This window comes from Citroniella saccharovorans (genome assembly GCF_035481615.1).
Classification (GTDB): Bacteria; Bacillota; Clostridia; order Tissierellales; family Peptoniphilaceae; genus Citroniella; species Citroniella saccharovorans.
The window spans coordinates 1-19,458 of sequence record NZ_JAYKOT010000001.1 but is presented as its reverse complement, the minus strand read 5'-3'; the positions used below and the strand labels follow the sequence as shown (position 1 = coordinate 19,458).

The window sequence follows — 19,458 nt, the reverse complement described above, 5'->3', positions numbered from 1 at the left end:
ATGAAAATTTACAACACCTTAAGTAGAAAAAAAGAAGAATTTATTACAATCGAAAAAAATAGGGCAAAGATTTATGTTTGCGGGCCGACTGTTTATAACTATATTCATATAGGAAATGCTAGGCCAATCGTTGTTTTTGATGTTCTAAGACGCTACCTTCTTTACAAGGGATACAAGGTTGATTTTGTTTCCAACTTTACAGATATAGACGATAAAATAATAAATAAGGCAAATGAAGAAGGGGTAGACTTCAAGGAAATTACTGAAAAATATATAGCTTGCTACAAGGAAGATTGCAAGGATTTAAATGTAATGGATAGCCAAACCATTCACCCCAAGGCAACAGAATATGTATCTCAAATGATTGACTTTATTAGTGGACTTATAAAAAAAGATGCTGCATATATAGTTCAAGGGGATGTTTACTTTGATATATCTAAAGCTAAAAATTATGGAATTCTCTCAAAGAAAAACATAGATGATTTAATTGCAGGAAGAAGAGTTGAGAAAAATTTAAATAAAAGATCCCCACTAGATTTTGTACTATGGAAGGCAAAAAAAGAAGGGGAACCTTACTGGGAATCTCCATTTGGCGAAGGTAGACCAGGCTGGCACATTGAGTGCTCAGTAATGGCAAAAACCATTTTGGGAGATACAATAGATATTCACGCAGGTGGGGAAGATCTTCAATTTCCACATCACGAAAACGAAATTGCCCAGTCAGAAACTCTAAATGAAAAAAGATTTGCAAATTACTGGATGCACAACGGAATGATAAATGTAGACAACAAGAAAATGTCCAAGTCGGAAGGAAATTTCTTCTTAGTTAGAGATGTAAAAAAGGTTTATGATCTTGAAGTTCTAAGACTTTGGATACTTTCTTCCCACTACAGAAACCCTATTAACTTTACAAAAGAAATCTTGGATATGAACAAAAACTCACTTGAAAGACTCTATAATGCCAAGGAAAAACTAGAAGGCTATATAAAATATTCAAAGAGTTTAAAGCTAGAAGATGAAGTAGTAGAAAAAGTCGATAACTTTAGAAAAAATTTTGAACAAAAGATGGATGATGACCTAAATACAGCAGATGGTTTAAGTGAAATTTTTGAACTTGTTAGCTTTATAAATACCGATCTATCCAGTGAAAATTCAAAAGAAAGCCTGGAATACACCTTAAAGACATTAAAAGATTTAACGGAAGTTCTTGGACTTTTATACAAGGAAAAAGAAATTATTCCTGAAAATGTAAAAAAACTTGCAGAAGATAGGAAAATTGCTAAGAAAAACAAAGACTTTGCCCTTGCAGATAAATTAAGGGAAGAAATAGAAAATCTAGGATTTGAGATAAAAGATACCAGAGAAGGCTACAGCCTTAAGGAGAAGTAGAATGGGAGAGTATATTTTTGGAAGAAATCCAGTAATTGAACTACTCGAACAAGAAGGAAAGATTAGAAAAATTTTCCTTGAAGATAAAAAATTAGAGGGCTCTGCACTAAAAATAATAGCTATAGCAAAAGATAAAAATATAAGAATAGAAAAAGTAAACAGGAAATTTTTAGATAAAATTTCAGATGGACAAAATCACCAAGGCGTTGGAGCTGAAGTAGAAAATTACAAATATTATAGCTTAGAAGAAATAATAGATTCTGGAGCAAAAAAGACTAGTAATATTAGATAGAATTGAAGATCCACACAATCTAGGAGCCATAATAAGAACAGCAGAAGCGGCAGGATTTGACGGAGTAGTCATACAAAAAAGAAGGTCTGCATCAGTTACGCCAGTTGCAGTAAAAGCTTCATCAGGTGCCACAAGCTATATGAAAGTTGCAGAAGTTACAAATCTAACTAGATCTATAGAATATCTAAAAGAAAATGGATTTTGGATATATGGAACAGATGGAAGAGCGGAAAAATATTATACAGAAGTAAAATATGATGGAAAAGTTTGTATAGTTATAGGTAACGAAGGAAGAGGTGTGTCAGAGCTTATAAAGAAAAACTGTGACTTCCTTGTTAAAATTCCAATGCTTGGGAAGATAGAATCCCTAAATGCTTCTTCAGCAGCTGCAGTTATTATCTACGAGGTAGTAAGACAAAATGCCTAAAAAAAAGGCCTTCCTAATAGTTGACGGTTATAATATAATAGGCAACTGGGAAAAGCTCAAGGAATGTCTTAAAATTAGTTTAGAAAATGCTAGGAATAGTCTTCTAGACATGATGGCAGAGTATTCAAAGATGTCGGGAGAAAAGATAATAGTTATCTTTGATGCCTACAATACAGATCAGCCTAGAACAACTTATAAGTACAAGGGACTTGATGTAGTATTTACGGAAAAAGAAGAAACAGCAGATAAATATATTGAAAGATTTTTGGATAGTGAGGGTAGGAGGAAATTAATAGAAGTAGCAACTAACGACTCACTTATACAAAAGACAATTTTAAGTAGGGGAGGACTTAGAATTTCGGCCTCAGAACTTAAACATAGATATTTAACTTATAAAGAAGACCTATATAGATTAGAAAAGAAGAAGAGAAATTCCTACAATAAAAACCTTGTTTCCCTAGACGATGGAGTGATTAAGAAAATAGATCATTTAATAGAAAACTTAGGCGAAAAAGGTAAAGGTAAAAAATAAAAAATCTCCACCCTCTTGATTAAATTCATAATTTAAGTTATCATAAGGGTTGAGAATTTGCCCTCTTAGCTCAGTAGGTAGAGCGCATCCATGGTAAGGATGAGGTCGACGGTTCAATTCCGTCAGTGGGCTCCATAGAAATATTAGAAAATAGCCATTTGTTATTGGCTATTTTTTTATTATCTATATAAATATGCTAGAATCTCTAGGATCTTAATTTATAGTCCATATAAATCTCTATGTACTTTATAATGCCTTTAGGCCTTAGTTATAGGAAGCTAAATGCCACAAATTAAAATAAGGAAAAATAGTTAGAAAAATAAATGTATCAAAAGAGAGATTATTTTTAATATATTTAAACTTTTATATTCTTTTTTTTTAATTTTCAATTTAAGTAATTTATATCTTATGTTACAATTAGTATAGATATTTAAATTGAATGTAGTTTTTTAGAAAGGTTTATTATGATTGATAAATTTTACAATGAATATATGTACACGCCTATGCCGGAGATGCACTCGGAAATGATTCCGGTGACTCAGGGTTGTAGCTATAATAAATGTCTTTATTGTGATTTAAATTATAGGCAAAAGTTTAAAGTTTTTGATTTTGAAGATATAAAAACATATATTGAATCTAGGAGAAGATTTTACCAAGATAAGAGAGTAAAGCCAACTAAGTTTAATCTTCTTGAGGGTAATCCCCTTTGTCTTGACACAGATTTTCTACTTAGGATTATGAAGGAGATAAACAAAAATTTTTCCTGTAAATATATAAGTATGTTTGCTAGGACCCGTGATGTTTTATCTAAAAGTGATGATCAGCTTCTCCTTTTAAAAAATGAGAAGATGGATAGACTTTGCCTTGGACTTGAGTCTGGATCAGATAAAGTTTTGTCTTTTCAAAATAAGGGGACAAATTTAGATGATAGTTTGAAAGCTTGCAAAAAGCTAGAAAGACTTGGCATAAAGTATAGTGCTTATATAATGCTGGGTCTAGGTGGAAGGGATCTTTCAAAGGACCATATAGAAAAAACTGCTTTTTTATTAAATCAAATTCACCCTTTTGAAATTGTAATTGTGACTACAGTTATATTTAAAAGAGCTGGGCTTGCTCAAAAAGTTAGAAGTAAGGAGTTTAAAAGATTAAGTGTAAGAGAATCTATATTAGAAGAAAGAGATCTATTAGAAAAGTTAGAGTTAGAAACTATATTTAATGCAAGTCACAAGACAAATGCACTTATCTTAACTGGACTTATTCCAAATCACAAGAAAAAACTTTTAGATAAGATTGATTCTCATTTGGAAGAATATTCTAAAAGAGACCTTGTTAAGCTTGAAAATAAAAAGTGGAGAGTTTGGGATAAGGAGTAGAGACTCAGCTAATAGTAGCTTTTTTAGCCTAGCTTTAATATTTAAACGTACCTTTAATATAATTGAATAAAAGGATATATAATGGTATAATTAGATTAATTATTATATATAGGAGGAAAATAATGGCTAAAGCAAAATTTGAAAGAACAAAACCACACGTTAACATAGGAACAATAGGACACGTAGACCACGGTAAGACAACAACAACAGCAGCAATTACCCTAGTACTAAACAAGAGATTCGGTTCAGGAGAATACGTAGACTACGCACACATAGACAAAGCACCAGAAGAAAGAGAAAGAGGAATCACAATCTCAACATCACACGTAGAATACGAAACACCAAAGAGACACTACGCACACGTAGACTGTCCAGGCCATGCTGACTACGTAAAGAACATGATCACAGGAGCAGCACAAATGGACGGAGCAATCCTAATCGTAAGTGCAGCAGACGGACCAATGCCACAAACAAGAGAACACATCCTACTAGCAAGACAAGTAGGCGTACCAAAGATAGTAGTATTCCTAAACAAAGAAGACCAAGTAGACGACCCAGAACTAATCGAACTAGTAGAAATGGAAGTAAGAGACCTACTAAACGAATACGACTTCCCAGGAGACGACACACCAATCATCGTAGGATCAGCACTAAAAGCCCTAGAAGATCCAGACGGAGAATGGGGAGATAAAATCGTAAAACTAATGGAAGCAGTAGACGAATACATTCCACAACCAGAAAGAGCAACAGACCAACCATTCCTAATGCCAGTAGAAGACATCTTCTCAATCACAGGAAGAGGAACAGTAGCAACAGGAAGAGTAGAAAGAGGAACAGTAAAAGTAGGCGACACAGTAGAACTAGTAGGAATCCAAGAAAAGCCAAGAGACCTAGTAGTAACAGGAGTAGAAATGTTCAAGAAACTACTAGACCAAGCCGAAGCAGGAGATAACATAGGACTACTACTAAGAGGAGTACAAAGAAACGAAATCCAAAGAGGTCAAGTACTAGCAGCACCAGGAACAATAAAGCCACACACAAAATTTGAAGCAGAAGTATACGTACTAACAAAAGACGAAGGAGGAAGACACACACCATTCTTCTCAGGATATAGACCACAATTCTACTTCAGAACAACAGACGTAACAGGAAATATCGAACTAGAAGACGGCGTAGAAATGGTAGTACCAGGAGATAACGCAAAATTCATAATCGAATTAATCCACCCAATCGCAATCGAAGAAGGACTAAGATTTGCAATAAGAGAAGGCGGAAGAACAGTAGGAGCTGGAGTAGTTTCTAAGATAATTGAATAATAAAAAAAGATAAAATTAAAGAGCCTGAAAAGGATCTCAGGTTGTTGACAAAGTAGCAAAATCCAAAAAGTAGCTTTCCATACGAAAAAAATTGTAAGAAATTCAAATTGAAATAATCCGCCCGTAAATCGCACTGTTTGAGCGTTAGCGAGTTTGCGATTTACAGGATTATGAGATTTAGAATTTCTCAATTTCTGCAGTCGGATAAGCGTTTTTGGATTTTGTCTACACTCTGAGAGTCTGAAAAGGCTCTTTTTTTAATTTCTTAAAGGGAAAAATTCAGGTTAGATTTAGAATATAACTAGAGAAGGATAAAAATCTTTATGGGATATTTTAAAATTATTACATAATGTTAGGAAATTTTATTCTAATAAAAGTGCTTGAGCTTAAAATTAATATTATATTTTCTAAGATGCTTGGCTTATACTTATTTAACTAAGATTTTTATTCACTAAAATACCCCCTTATTTCCGTGTCCGGATTTAAGGGGGCAGTACAAAAGTCTATTATCTTTTACGCCGAATTATTTTAGAGAAAAACTCCTATTAAATATTTTTTAATTTATTTTACACTTATTCTATAAATTTTTTCAAGAGAAATTGGGCTAGATAAAAGTGGATCTGTATTTTTAATTTCACCGCCAAAATAAACTTCAACAGTCTTTCCTTCAAGACCATCAGTACTTATCACACCATCTTTTTCATTATCTAAATTTTGGATTGATAGGAGAATTGGCTTTGTCAATGAGTCTTTAAAAATAAACCTATCGTCCATTTCAATTTTTTCAACCAAAAGTGAATCTTCTTCCGTATTAATAACTTTTCCTGTAAAATGGGCCACCCATTCTGGAATTTGGTCATTTTTATCTTCTAGCTTGATATCCCTAAACAAAACCCACCTATTGTCTATTTCAACATTTATATAGCCATCCTCCCAAACCTGATATCCATATCCTTTACCAAAGTTTGACTCATCATCATTTGTAGGCATTTTTGTTCCATCAACACTTGTTTTAATTTTCCCATCAGACGTTCCGCAAGTAGCCATAGCATTCTCGTAAGAAGTGTCCACATAGGTAATTCCATCAACTTTTACCATTGGCGGATAGGCAGAATTACCTGCCTCTTCGCCGGCTTTTTCAGGAGTATTTTCACTTTCTATATTTTCAGATTCATTTTTATTTTCTATACTTTCAGATTCATTTTTATTTTCATTATTTACTTTTTCACCGCTCTTATTACAAGCAGTAAATAAACATATCATAGCTAAAAGCAGTATCAATATATTTTTTTTCATAAATTCCTCCTATTCTTTTAATTATAAGTTTTTTTCAAGATTTTTATATCCTCTTAGGTATTTTCTAGTAAATTTAGGTTTTCTAAACAAAAAGCATAAAAATTACTACATTTTAAAAATAATAATTAAGCTAGTAACTTTATATACTATTAATCTACATCTATACTTTATTATATCACATAAATGAAAAAATAGAAAGCAAAATAAATAAAGAAGATAAAAATTATAGATATGTATTTTAATAAATGGACACTTAATTTTATTTATAGTTAAATTTAGTTTAAATTTTAATATATCTAAAAAAATAGAAAATAATACGTATTTAAATAAAAGACTAAAATTTTTTATAAAAAAAGTCTACTTTTAGTTTTATCCAAAAAGTAGACTTAATAACTTACTAATTCTTTTCAATTATTTCTTTTACTTCATCTTCTGACATATCAAAAGCAGAAGGAACCTTAATCTCGCCTGATTTTATCTTTTTTTCAACTTCTTCTATTTCATTTTGAACATCAGCTGGAACTATCTTTTTATAATTTTCATTTTTTACAATTCCAACAGCGTCTTCTTTAAGTCCAAGACTTTCACTACTTCCAAAAGGTAGTTCTCCTTTTGAGTAAAGGTCAATTGCTCTTTTTAAGGAATTTCCTACGTTTTTTAAAACTGATGTTACAATATATTTTCCCTTTTCTTCACCAAAAAGAGCATATTGGTCTGAATCTATTCCAATCATATACTTTCCCTTTTCAAGTGATGCTTCAACTTGTCCCATTCCAGCTAGGGCTGCTGGAGAAAAACCGACTTCAACACCACCATCATACTGACTATTTGCCATTTGTTTTCCTAAAGCTGCATCAAAAAAATCATTGATAAAAGCAACATTTAAAGATACTTCAGGATTAGCATAGTCTCTACCTGCACTATATCCTACTAAAAAATCATTTATTACAGGAGTAATCATTCCACCCAAAAAACCAATTTTACGATTCTCAGTATTTTCAGCTAATTTCGTAGCTATATAACCGGCAAGAAAACTTCCTTCATTTTGCTTATAGGTAATTGAGTAAATATTTTTATATTTTCCATCACTATAATCCATCTTATCATCATATAGGATAAATTTTTGATCTGGATATTTTTCACTGGCATTTTTTAAAGGTTCAATCATTTGCCATGTTCCAACAACAATTATATCCCAAGTACCGTCTTCGCAGTATTCCATAAGTGTTTTTTCGTGCTTAGAAGTATCATCAGTCATTTCAACAGATTTAAATTCAATACTTTTATTCTCATCTGCTAGGTCGCTTAGGCCTAAATTTGCAGAATCATGAAAAGACTTATCTCCAAGATAACCATTTACTAAGTGAGCTATCCTAATCTTTTTTTCTGCTTTTTCAGAATTAGTTTTGCCAGCTCCGTCATTACTGCAAGCACATAAGGCTAAAACTAAAGCCAAGACAAATAAAAATTTAGATTTCAAGGGCCACCTCCATCATTTTTGTAAAAGCTTTTTCTCTATCGTCTGTTTTAACAGCTTCTTTTGTAACTAACTGGTCAGATACACTTAAGATTGAAAGAGCTTCAGCCCCCAGCCTACTAGCATTACAATAAAGAGCATAAGTTTCCATCTCAACAGCAAGAACTCCTAGACTTGCCCACTTTTTATAGGAATTTTCATCAGGTTCGTAGAATATATCTGATGTGAGAACTCCTCCAACGTGGAACTTATAATTTTTTTCTCTTAAAATATTTGCTGCTCTTTCAAGTAGGTTAAAGCTTGAAATGGCAGAGTATGTTCCATTCAATTCATACTGACTTTGAAAGTTTGAATTTGTAGATGCCCCCTGGGCAAGTATGATATCATGTAAACCTACATCTTTTTTGTAAGATCCACATGTTCCAACCCTAATTAGTTTTTTTACATCAAAAAATTTAATAAGTTCGTAGGAGTAAATTCCAATTGAACTAACTCCCATACCTGTTCCCATAACTGAAACTTTTTCTCCCTTATAAATTCCAGTAAATCCAAGCATATTTCTAATATCGTTAAACTGAACAGAATTTTGTAAAAAATTCTCGCTTATAAATTTTGCACGCAAAGGATCTCCTGGAAGGAGTATTTTTTCTGCAATATCTCCTTTTTCCGCTCTAATATGTGGTGTAGCCATAACATCCTCCTTTATATATAAAATATTATATCACAAAAAAGAGTTTTTACTAAGAAAAAATAGGTGGTTTAAAGTTTTAACTTATTTCAAATCTCAGATTTGTATTAAAAAAATTAATAAAACTTTTACTAAATAAGTTTACTTTAAGCTGCTTATGTAGTAGAATAGTTATAAGCAAAAAAAGTTCACGTTTTAGCTAAATTAGACTTATGGAGGGTAAAATGACCACAACGATTAAAGATGTAGCAAGAGAAGCCGGATGCTCACCTACTACAGTATCTCTTGTTTTAAACAAACAGGAAAATAGAATCAGTGAAGAAACAAAAAGAAAAGTTATAAAAGCGGCTGAAAAACTTAATTATACCAGAAATGAGCTTGCTAGAAATTTAGTTAGAAAAAAATCTAATCTTATAGCAATGATAGTTCCTGACCTAATTAATCCATACTATACTGAAATTTCCAACCATATTATAAATGGGTTTGCAAAACTAGGTTATACAGTAATGGTTCTTTCAACAAATAATGATGTAAGAATTGAAGATAGTGGACTGGAAATTTTAAATAATGGATTTTTTGAGGGCGGGATAGCAGTTTCCATTGATTTTGAAAATTTTAAAAATAAGTTAAATCCAAAAGTTTATGAAAAACTAGTTGTCCTTGAAGAAGTTCAAGATATTATGGAAGATATCCACGTTGTAACTACAGATAATTATAAGGGAGGAAGGCTTGCAGCCAAATACCTATCCGATATGGGACACAAAAGGTTAATTTGCTGTACAAGTCTTGACAAGGTCCCTAACCACGAAAAAAGACTTGAAGGTTTTGGATCTTACCTACACGAAATAGGGGTAGAGTTTGATGATTATAATTCTATTTTAAGATCAAATCTAGAAATTGACGGGATAGAGATGTTTGCAGAGTATGTTATAAGTGAAGATGTAACTGGAGTTTTTTGCGTCAATGACCTAATAGCCTTGGGACTTATATCTGGACTTAGAAAAAGAGGAAAGAGAGTTCCAGAAGATGTTTCAATTATTGGCTACGACAATGCATATCTAAATAGGTTCTACTCATCCGATCTTACAAGCGTTGATTCTCAAATTAAAAGAATATCTAGGGGGGCAATAAATATTCTAACTAGCCTACTAGATGAGGAAAAGTGCGAAAAGATAAACCTAGTTCCTCCTATTTTACACGAGGGAGAAACTGTAAAGAGAATAGATGAATAACTATATTTTATTTTCGGATTTTTTTCTGGATGATAAGGTGCTTATTCATTTTTTAAAAAAGAATAAATTTAAGCTTACTATTTTTCCTGCAGAATTTTGCTTAGTGGATAAAAATAAAGAAAAGCAATTTGATCTCTTAGAAAAATTTAAGCAAATAATTACAAATAAAGGTCCGCAAAATAATATTATATTATCTGCTGGACCTATTGAAATGCTTGCATTTTTTATAAATAATATAAGCCTAGAACTTAAATGTAATATCTCTAACATACTACTTATGGGAGGCTCTTTTGATGGGGGCAATATAACAGAATATGCTGAGTATAATCTCTACAAAAATCCAAAGGCATTTCAGGATCTTATTAAAACTAAGCTTCCTATAAGTCTTTTTTGCCTAAATTCAACTAGAGATCTTTACGTTAGAAAGCTAGACTATGAAAAAACTAAAGATAAGACTTTAAAGGAATTATTAAAAAAGTTTGAAAACTTAAATTTCAAGCATAAAGCTTCACTTAACGACCTTATTCTTTATAGCTATATTGTTAATCCTTTAAATTTTTCTTCATTTGAAAAAAATATAGATATAATCTTAGAGGGCGAAAAAAAGGGAATGTTAATAGATGGTCCTTATAAGCTTAGGGTAAAATCTATAATAGATAAAGAGAAATTCTACAAAATATTTGAAGATAGTTATTAAATATATTAGACGAAAGTCTTGTAACTTATAGATATATTAAGATAGGGCAGTTAATTAAGAGAAAATTTATATTAATTTATAATGATCTACAATCGCAAAATTAATTTTATAAATTAAATTATCTTATAGACAAATTTATATAATTAATTTATAATTAGATTGAAAGCAATTTTATTTACTTTAAAATTAATTATATTTAAGACTGTGATTGAAAAGATTATTTTTTAAAAATTATTTATTCAAAATATATTTAAAATACTTGTATTTTTTTATAAAAGGTAGTATAATAAATATAGGTCAGAGAAAGTCAAAGTCAGGAGGAAATATGGAATACAAAGATTATTATAAAATTCTTGGGGTAGAAAAAAAAGCGACCCAAGCTGAGATAAAAAGTGCTTTTAGAAAACTTGCTAAAAAATATCATCCAGATATGAACCCAGGAGATAAAAAAGCTGAAAAAATGTTCAAGGAAGTTAATGAAGCCTATGAAGTTTTAGGTGACGAAAACAAAAGGAAAGAATATGACAGCTTTGGCAAGGGATTTAGTTTTATGGGCGGACAAAATTTTGATCCTAATAAATATGGCTTTAAAGGATTTAGAGGTTTTTCTTCCTCTTCTGAGTCTTCAGATTTTTCAGACTTTTTCAACCTAATTTTTGGAGGGGGAAATAGGCAAAAAACATCTAGATCCACTAGCGATATCTTTAGTGGTTTTTCTTCTAGAAATGTTCCTAAATCAAGGTTCGATTTAGATTTAGAACTTACAGTAAGAGAAGCCTACGAAGGTACTACAAAAATTATGAATGTTTCTGTAAATGGCAGAAACGAAGTTTTGGAAGTTAAGGTTCCTAAGGGAATAACTAAGGGCAAGAAGATTAAGGTTCGTGGAGAAAAGATTGGCGAAAAAAATAGTGAAATTTTTCTAAAGATAAAAATTAAAGATGATGATCTTAGCCTTGATGGACTAGATGTAACTAAAAAAATTGATATTAAGCCTTACCAAGCTGCTCTCGGATCTAGCGTGACTGTACAAACTATGTCTAAAAAAATCCAAGTTAATATTCCAAAGGGAGTTTCTTCTGGTAACAAAGTTAAGATAAATAATCAAGGTTTCAGGGATATGAAGGGGAATTTAGGAGATTTTTACCTTGAGTTTAGAATTGTTGTTCCTAAACATTTAAGCGAAGAAGAAAAGAAAGCCTACGAAAAACTTAGAGATCTTGATAGATAAAATATTTTAAATAGGGGGGTAATACTATGGATAAAAATTTTACAAATATGGCTAAGGAAGCTATTAGAAATTCACAAAATACTGCTATAAAAAACCAAAACCCTCAAATAACTGATTTTCATTTATTATATGGATTACTTGAGGGTGAAGACTCTTATGTGAGAAAACTTCTTAGACTTATGGGTTCAGATGAAAAAGGACTTTTTAGAGAAGTAGAAGAAGTAGTTTCATCATACCCTAGGCAAGAAGGTGGGGATTCTCTATACCCAGAAACTTCATATACAAGAATTCTATTAAAAGCAGAAGACGAGATGAAAAAGCTTGAAGATACATTTATTTCTGTAGAGCATATTTTTTTAGCTATGCTAAAGGAAAGAAATTCAGACTTAAGTAATCTTTTAAAAAAATACAATTTAACTTATGAAGCTTTTAAGCAAACTTTATTGAGTTTTAGAAAGGGAAGAGTCGTAGACTCTGAAAATCCAAATGTTGATGGTGAGGGAATACTAGAAAAATATGGTAGAGACCTTACTGAAGAAGCTAGACTTGGCAAAATTGATCCTGTTATTGGAAGGGATGAGGAGATTAGGCACACGATCAGAATTCTTTCCAGAAGGACAAAAAATAACCCTGTTCTTATTGGTGAGCCAGGTGTTGGTAAGACTGCAATTGTTGAAGGCCTTGCTAGAAGAATAATAAATGAAGATGTACCTGAATCACTAAAGGATAAGAAAATATTTGCTTTGGATATGGGACTTTTAGTCGCTGGTGCAAAATATAGGGGAGAGTTTGAAGAAAGGCTTAAGGATGTATTAAAGGAAATAAAAAATTCTGAAGGAAGAATTATTTTATTTATAGATGAACTTCACACAATAGTTGGAGCAGGTGCTAGCGAAGGGTCTCTTGATGCTTCAAATATGCTAAAGCCAATGCTTGCTAGGGGAGAAATTCATACAATTGGTGCAACTACACTTAAAGAATACAAAAATTCTATAGAAAAAGATGGGGCCTTAGAAAGAAGATTTCAAAAGGTTATGGTTCTTCAGCCAACCGTTGAAGATACAATCTCTATTTTAAGAGGAATCAAAGAAAAATACGAAATTCATCACGGAATTAGGATCTCTGATGGGGCAGTTATTGCTGCGGCAAGTCTTTCAGATAGATATATTACAGATAGGTTTCTTCCAGATAAGGCAATCGACCTAATGGATGAAGCTTCTAGTATGGTAAGAACTGAAATAGACTCTATGCCGGAAGACCTTGATGAGATGAATAGGAGAATTCTTCAGCTTGAAATTGAAAGAGTTTCTTTAAAGAAAGAAGACGACCTTGACTCAAAGGAAAGACTTGAAAGCATAGAAAGGGAAATTTCAGAATTAAAATCAGAATATGATTCAAGAAGATTAAAGTGGGAAGAAGAAAAAAGCTCCATTGACAAGGTTAAGAAGATAAAAGAAGAGATTGACGATGTAAAAAATAAAATAGAAGAAGCAAGTAGGGCTTATGATTTTGAAAAACTTTCAGAACTTAAATATGGAAAACTTGCTAGCCTTGAAAAAGAGCTTGAAGACCTTAGTAAAGTTAAACAGGTGAAAAAAACTATCAAGGAAGAAGTAACAGAAGAAGAGATAAAAGAAGTTATTTCAAAATGGACTGGCATCCCAGTTTCAAAACTTGATGAATCTGAAAGAGATAAGGTATTAAATTTAAAGACCCACCTAGAAAAGAGAGTTATCGGTCAAGATGATGCCCTTGAAGCTGTAACAGAAGCAATTATTAGGGCAAGGTCTGGACTTAAAGATCCAAATAGACCAATTGGTTCATTTATTTTCCTTGGCCCAACTGGAGTTGGTAAGACAGAACTTGCTAAGACCTTAACCGAAAGCCTATTTGACAGTGAAAAAAATATGATTAGGCTAGATATGAGTGAGTATATGGAAAAATTCTCCGTATCAAGACTTGTAGGTTCTCCTCCAGGATATGTTGGCTACGAAGAAGGGGGACAACTAACTGAAGCAGTTAGAAGAGCTCCTTATTCAGTTATCCTTTTTCGATGAAATTGAAAAAGCCCATCCAGATGTATTTAATATTTTGCTTCAAGTATTAGATGATGGTAGACTTACAGATAACCAAGGTAGAACTGTTGATTTTAAAAACACAGTTATTATCATGACATCAAATGTCGGTTCAAAACTTATTAAAGAAACCATAGAAGATGGTAAAGATCTTGAAAGTGCAAAAGAAGCTGTAAGAGAAGAAATGGGAAGATTATTTAGACCAGAGTTTTTAAATAGGGTTGACGATATAATTATGTTCAAGCCTCTTTCAAGAGACGATGTTAAGAGGATAATTGATATAGAAGTTGGAAAACTTTCAGAAAAATTAGAAGCTAGAAAGATTAAAATTGAGCTAACAGATGCTGCAAAAGATCTTATCTTAGAGAGATCTTACTCAAGAGAATTTGGAGCAAGACCAGTAAAGAGATACCTTCAAAAGAATATAGAAACTGAGCTTGGCTACAAAATTCTTAAAGGGGAAGTCGAGTCAAGAGAAGTAGTATCAATAGACTCAGATGGTGAAAAATTCATATTTAGAAGTAAATAGAAACACTAATCCCCATATCTATATTTTGCGGTATGGGGAATTTTTTTAGAAAATTGTAAAAAAATTTTTAAAAAAATCATTGACATTATATATAATATGCTTTACAATAAAAAAGGTAAACAAAATTTTGAGAAAAGGAGGGTTAAAAAATGAAAATATTATTAGTAAATTATATGAGTTTTACAAATTTTTATAAAAAATTAAATAACCCTACCTTAAATTTTTGTAGTAAGTAGGGACAACTACCTAATAATAAGCTTTTACGCCTATTAGGCGTATTTTTTTTGCTTAATTTTTAAGAAAACGGAGTGATTAAATGTTTAAAATTTTTAAAAAGATCAAGTGGTTTTTTTCTTATTATAAGAAAGAATACACAGTAGCAATACTACTTATGCTAACATCCTATGGTCTTTTTCTAGTCCCACCCAAAATAATCGGAGAGGTTTCAGACCTTATAAGTAAAAGAACCCTAACTAAAGAAGTTTTATTTTCTAAAGTTATTTTACTTCTAGTAGTCACAATAGTTATTTACCTTTCAAATCTTATCTGGCAGTATTTTATCTTTAGGTCAAATGATGAAATAGGAAGAATTGTAAGATCAAACTTAGCAAAGAAAATTCTTTGGGAAAGTCCAAGATTTTTTGAAATAAATTCAACTGGATCACTTATGGGGAAAATAACAACAGACGTATCTAACCTAGCTGAAATGTCTGGATCAGGAGTTTTATCTTTTTTTGAATCATTCGTAGCCCTTAGCATATACCTAGTTGCAATGCTAATGATAGATCCACTACTTTGCCTAGTTTCATTTATTCCCCTACCACTTATAGCCGTATTTACAAAATACGTTTCCGCAAGACTTTATAGTCTTTTTTGACAAGGTTGAAAAAGTAAATGACAAGATAAATGAACTTGTGCTAGAAAATGTACTTGGAGTTAGAGTAATTAGAGCCTACTCAAAAGAAGAAAATGAAATAAAAAGATTTGAAGAAAGATCTAAAAATCTCTACGATAAAATGATGGATGAATCTAAAACATCTGCCCTTTGGGGACCTATAGGAAGGGGAGTTTCAGGAGCATCTTACGTAATAGCCTTTCTTTTTGGAGCCCATCAAATTTCCAAAGGAGCCTTAACTATAGGCCAGCTTATAACTTTTATTATGTATCTTGGAAATATCGTAGGTCCAATGTTTTCTCTTGGAGACTTTATAACCATGTCCAACCAAGCTTCAGCTTCATCTGATAGGATAAGTAATGTTTTAAATGAAAAAATAGACCTGCCAGATGGAGAAAAAGAACTTAATAGCCTTTGGGATAAAACTATAGAATTTAGAAATTTCTCATTTAAATATCCATCTTCAAAAAGCGATTTATTAAAAGAAATAAATCTAACCATAGAGCCAGGACAAACCCTGGGAGTAGTTGGAAAAGTTGGATCTGGAAAGACAACATTTTTAAAACAAATATTAAAATTTTACAAACAAAACGAAGGAGAGCTTTTTATAGGTTCTAGCGATATAGTAGATATTAAATCATCAACTATAAGAGATAAAATAGGTTATGTACCTCAAAACCACTTAGTTTTTTCAAAAAGTTTGGAAGACAATGTTCTATTTTCCAAAAAGAAGGATTCTAAAGGTGGACTAAGCTTAGAAGAAGCTTTAAGTCTTGCCGATCTTGAAAAGGACTTAAGCCAGCTTCCAAATGGTATTGAAACAATGATAGGAGAAAAGGGAGTTTCACTTTCAGGAGGACAGAAACAAAGACTTCAAATAGCTAGAGCTCTCATTATAGATCCAGAATTACTTATCTTAGATGACTCACTTTCAGCAGTAGATGCTAAAACTGAAGAGAAAATTTTAAAGAATTTAAGAGAAACGAGAAAAGGTAAGATGACCTTCATTTCAAGCCATAGACTTTCGGCTGTAATAAACGCCGATACCATCATAGTTTTAAAAGATGGTAGGATAGATGAAATTGGTAACCACGAAAGCCTAATGAAAAATAAGGGCTGGTACTATGAGCAGTTCCTAAAACAACAAAAGGAGGCTTAAATGGAAATAAAAGCAGAAAGAATAGAAGATAAAAAACTAAAAAAACAAAAGACAAAAGAGAGAAATAAAAAACTTTTTTCCTACTTAAAAAGCACAAAAGGGCCACTAATAATAGGGTTTACTGCTGCTATATCCCTTGTTGCCTTAGACCTTATAAACCCTTATATAATAGGAGAAATATTAGATAACAACTTAAAAGAAGGAATTGGCGCTATTAATAGAGGAGAGTTTAATAAACTTGTTTTCTTACTAGCCCTAACCTTTGCCATTACTTCCCTTATGAGATATCTAACTAGGAGATTTTTTGACAAGGCGTCAAATTTAATCTGCATGTATATGCAAAATGAAGTATTTGCCCATGTAGAAAATCTTCCGATCAAATTTTTTGACAGCCTGCCAGCAGGAAAGGTAGTTTCCAGAATAACTTCCGATACTAGAGATGTAAGAATCCTCTATAGAGTAGTTTTGTCCCAGTTAAGTATAGCCTTTTTATTTACGCTTGGCATACTAATAACCCTACTTTTAATTGACTATAGGATGTTTCTCTTACAAATGGTATTTGTTCCACTACTTCTAGTAGTTTACAAGGATTTTAAAGGGAAATCTAAAAAATACAACTACAGATTTAGAAGGCACATTTCAGAATTAAATGCAGCCATCAACGAAGATATTTCTTCAATCGAAGTTATAAGCGCCTTTAACAAAGAAGAAGATATATATGGGGAGTTTGAAGAAGTCAATAAAAAAATCTACCATGAAGGACTAAATATAACAAAACTTTTTTCCTACTCAGCTTTTAATGCCGTAGATACAATCCTACTCCTAACTAAAATAGCTGCACTTTTATACTTTGGCTATGGATTTGTTACAGGAGCTTGGAAAAGTTCAGTTGGACTTCTCTATGTATTTATGGATTACTCCACAAGACTTTATGACTGGATACTTGAAGTAGTTTTAAGGGTAGGAAATTTTGAAAAAGCGGGCGTTGCAGCAGATCATATTTTTGAACTCTTAGAGATGGAAAAAGTAAAATATGAGGACGAAGAAATTGAAAAGATTGAAGGACAGGTAGAGTTTCAGGATGTAACATTTGCCTATAAAGAAGGGGAAGATGTTTTAAAAAATATAAATTTCAAACAGAAAGAAGGCACTTCCGTAGCCTTTGTTGGCCATACAGGATCCGGAAAATCTACAATTATGAACCTACTTTTTGGCTTTTACAAACCTTCCCAAGGTAGAGTTAAGATAGATGGAAAAGATATTTATACAATAAATGTAAAAGAACTTAGAAGGGAAATGTCTATAGTCCTTCAAGACCCCTATATATTTACAGGAAGCTTAAAAGATAATGTTACCCTTTTTGATAATACCTATAAAGACGAAGAAGTTAAAGAAGCTTTAGAGAAAGTTGGAGCAAAAAGACTTATAGAAAGAACGCCAGAAGGAATTTATACCGAAATTAGAGAAAAAGGCTCTGGCTACTCTCAAGGAGAAAAACAGTTAATCTCTTTTGCAAGAGCGCTTATAGTAAATCCAAAAATCTTAGTCCTAGATGAAGCAACCTCATCTATAGATACAGAGACAGAAAGCTATATACAAAAGGGAATTGATGCACTTAAAGAAGGTAGAACAACCCTAATCATCGCCCATAGACTTTCTACAATAAAAAATGTTGACAAAATATATGTATTAGATAAGGGAAGAATCATAGAAGAAGGAAGCCACAGTGAACTTATAGAACTTGGCGGAGTTTACAAAAAAATGTACGATGCCCAAGGAAAAACTAGAAATATTTAAGATAGAAATTCTAAGTAATAGATTTTGCCCCCACGAGTATTTTTCTTTCATCCAAATTTTTCAAAAATATATATTAAATATATATTAAAAGAAGGAAACTAAGTAAAAATAAATAGAAAATCAAATCTACACTAGTGTTTATTGCACCCGTATATGATAATATATAACTTGGAGGGAAGATATGAACTTAAAAGATTATATAGATATAATAGAAGATTTTCCAACAGAGGGAATTAGTTTTAAAGACATAACAAAACTTGCTGCAAATAACGAAGCTTTTGATTATACAATAGAAGAGCTTAAAAAAGAGCTTGAAAAGGAAGAGATAGAATATATAATCGGGCCAGAAGCAAGGGGATTTTTGTTTGGATCTGCAGTAGCTTATGCTATGGGAGTTGGTTTTATACCAGTTAGAAAAGAGGGAAAACTTCCTGGAGAAGTTATCTCCTACACCTACAAAAAGGAATATGGGGAAGATAGACTTGAGATAAAGAAAAATGCCTTTAAAGAAGGTGCAAAAGTTGCCATAGTGGATGACCTTCTCGCAACAGGTGGGACAGTAAAAGCTGCAACAGACCTTTTAAAAAGCATGGGGGCAGACGTAAGAGCCCTAGCCTTTGTCATAGAACTTACAGAACTTGGGGGCCGTGAATTAAATAAAGATGTAGATATAATATCCCTAGTAAAATATCCTTACTAAAAGAAAAATAAGAGATAATCGTGTAAAATTAAAAACTAACTTTAAAAGACTTAAGATAGCTATTAGCATATCTTAAGTCTTTTTTATCCTACTTTGTAGTTTATTTCTTGCAAATAATACGTAAACATATAAAAATATATAAAAATAATAATAAACTAGCAAAAAGGCACAAAAAAAGTGTGCAAAACTCCACACTTATGTAATCTCTTTATAAAATTAATATTCATTCACTGTTTTAGTTATTTATTATTAATTTTGATAAATACATATTATAAACTATTTTGCGGTTGCCAACAGGTAGCCAACTTTTAGTATTTTTCAAAATAAAAATGGCTTGTATCCAATAGATACAA

Annotated in this window: 16 protein-coding genes, 1 tRNA gene and 1 pseudogene; 15 read left to right on the top strand and 3 right to left on the bottom strand. The window is 31.8% G+C overall.

Going from position 1 to position 19,458, the window contains the following annotated elements; translation table 11 throughout:
* From cysS to tuf, 7 genes are all read left to right on the top strand, one after another.
* Positions 1-1,389, top strand: a complete 1,389-nt coding sequence (gene cysS / locus VLK81_RS00090; RefSeq protein WP_324618544.1) for a cysteine--tRNA ligase — start codon at positions 1-3, stop codon at positions 1,387-1,389.
* 1 nt (position 1,390) lies between these two features.
* The gene (locus VLK81_RS00085) at positions 1,391-1,681 is read left to right on the top strand and encodes an RNA methyltransferase substrate-binding domain-containing protein (RefSeq protein WP_324618543.1); all 291 of its coding nucleotides are present in this window, start codon (positions 1,391-1,393) and stop codon (positions 1,679-1,681) included.
* Entirely contained in the window at positions 1,647-2,108 is a 462-nt protein-coding gene (rlmB, locus tag VLK81_RS00080; protein WP_324618890.1) for a 23S rRNA (guanosine(2251)-2'-O)-methyltransferase RlmB, read from the top strand. Before VLK81_RS00085 ends, rlmB begins: the two co-directional genes overlap by 35 nt.
* Positions 2,101-2,640, top strand: a complete 540-nt coding sequence (locus VLK81_RS00075) for a YacP-like NYN domain-containing protein (protein WP_324618542.1) — start codon at positions 2,101-2,103, stop codon at positions 2,638-2,640. The genes rlmB and VLK81_RS00075 overlap by 8 nt, the downstream gene beginning before the upstream one ends.
* 59 nt (positions 2,641-2,699) lie before the next feature.
* Positions 2,700-2,775, top strand: a tRNA-Thr gene (locus tag VLK81_RS00070).
* Between the two features lie 329 nt (positions 2,776-3,104).
* Positions 3,105-4,013, top strand: coding sequence for a radical SAM protein (locus VLK81_RS00065; protein ID WP_324618541.1), 909 nt, complete (start codon positions 3,105-3,107; stop codon positions 4,011-4,013).
* Positions 4,014-4,135: 122 nt separating this feature from the next.
* Positions 4,136-5,329, top strand: coding sequence for an elongation factor Tu (gene tuf, locus VLK81_RS00060; protein WP_324618540.1), 1,194 nt, complete (start codon positions 4,136-4,138; stop codon positions 5,327-5,329).
* 561 nt (positions 5,330-5,890) lie between these two features.
* Here tuf and VLK81_RS00055 read toward each other — a convergent pair.
* From VLK81_RS00055 to deoD, 3 genes are all read right to left on the bottom strand, one after another.
* A complete protein-coding gene (locus tag VLK81_RS00055) occupies positions 5,891-6,625 on the bottom strand; it encodes a hypothetical protein (protein ID WP_324618539.1) in 735 nt (244 codons plus the stop codon).
* 397 nt (positions 6,626-7,022) lie between these two features.
* Complete coding sequence (locus tag VLK81_RS00050) at positions 7,023-8,105, bottom strand: BMP family lipoprotein (protein WP_324618538.1); 1,083 nt, start codon at positions 8,103-8,105, stop codon at positions 7,023-7,025.
* Positions 8,095-8,793 (bottom strand): purine-nucleoside phosphorylase, encoded by a 699-nt coding sequence (deoD, locus tag VLK81_RS00045; protein WP_324618537.1) that lies wholly within the window; start codon positions 8,791-8,793, stop codon positions 8,095-8,097. The genes VLK81_RS00050 and deoD overlap by 11 nt, the downstream gene beginning before the upstream one ends.
* A gap of 221 nt (positions 8,794-9,014) precedes the next feature.
* Between deoD and VLK81_RS00040 the strand changes: the two genes are divergently transcribed.
* The 8 genes and pseudogenes from VLK81_RS00040 (at position 9,015) to VLK81_RS00005 (ending at position 19,105) form a co-directional block, all read left to right on the top strand.
* Positions 9,015-10,022, top strand: coding sequence for a LacI family DNA-binding transcriptional regulator (locus tag VLK81_RS00040; RefSeq protein WP_324618536.1), 1,008 nt, complete (start codon positions 9,015-9,017; stop codon positions 10,020-10,022).
* Positions 10,015-10,719, top strand: a complete 705-nt coding sequence (locus VLK81_RS00035) for a nucleoside hydrolase (RefSeq protein WP_324618535.1) — start codon at positions 10,015-10,017, stop codon at positions 10,717-10,719. Before VLK81_RS00040 ends, VLK81_RS00035 begins: the two co-directional genes overlap by 8 nt.
* A gap of 325 nt (positions 10,720-11,044) precedes the next feature.
* Positions 11,045-11,950 carry a DnaJ domain-containing protein gene (locus tag VLK81_RS00030; RefSeq protein ID WP_324618534.1) on the top strand — a complete coding sequence of 302 codons (906 nt, stop codon included), beginning with the start codon at positions 11,045-11,047 and terminating at the stop codon, positions 11,948-11,950.
* A gap of 26 nt (positions 11,951-11,976) precedes the next feature.
* A pseudogene (gene clpB / locus VLK81_RS00025) lies at positions 11,977-14,554 on the top strand (ATP-dependent chaperone ClpB).
* Between the two features lie 316 nt (positions 14,555-14,870).
* Positions 14,871-15,431, top strand: coding sequence for an ABC transporter transmembrane domain-containing protein (locus VLK81_RS00020; protein WP_324618533.1), 561 nt, complete (start codon positions 14,871-14,873; stop codon positions 15,429-15,431).
* Positions 15,432-15,468: 37 nt separating this feature from the next.
* Positions 15,469-16,608, top strand: a complete 1,140-nt coding sequence (locus VLK81_RS00015; RefSeq protein ID WP_324618532.1) for an ABC transporter ATP-binding protein — start codon at positions 15,469-15,471, stop codon at positions 16,606-16,608.
* A complete protein-coding gene (locus VLK81_RS00010; protein ID WP_324618531.1) occupies positions 16,609-18,405 on the top strand; it encodes an ABC transporter ATP-binding protein in 1,797 nt (598 codons plus the stop codon).
* Positions 18,406-18,586: 181 nt separating this feature from the next.
* The gene (locus VLK81_RS00005; protein WP_324618530.1) at positions 18,587-19,105 is read left to right on the top strand and encodes an adenine phosphoribosyltransferase; all 519 of its coding nucleotides are present in this window, start codon (positions 18,587-18,589) and stop codon (positions 19,103-19,105) included.
* Positions 19,106-19,458 lie beyond the last annotated feature (353 nt).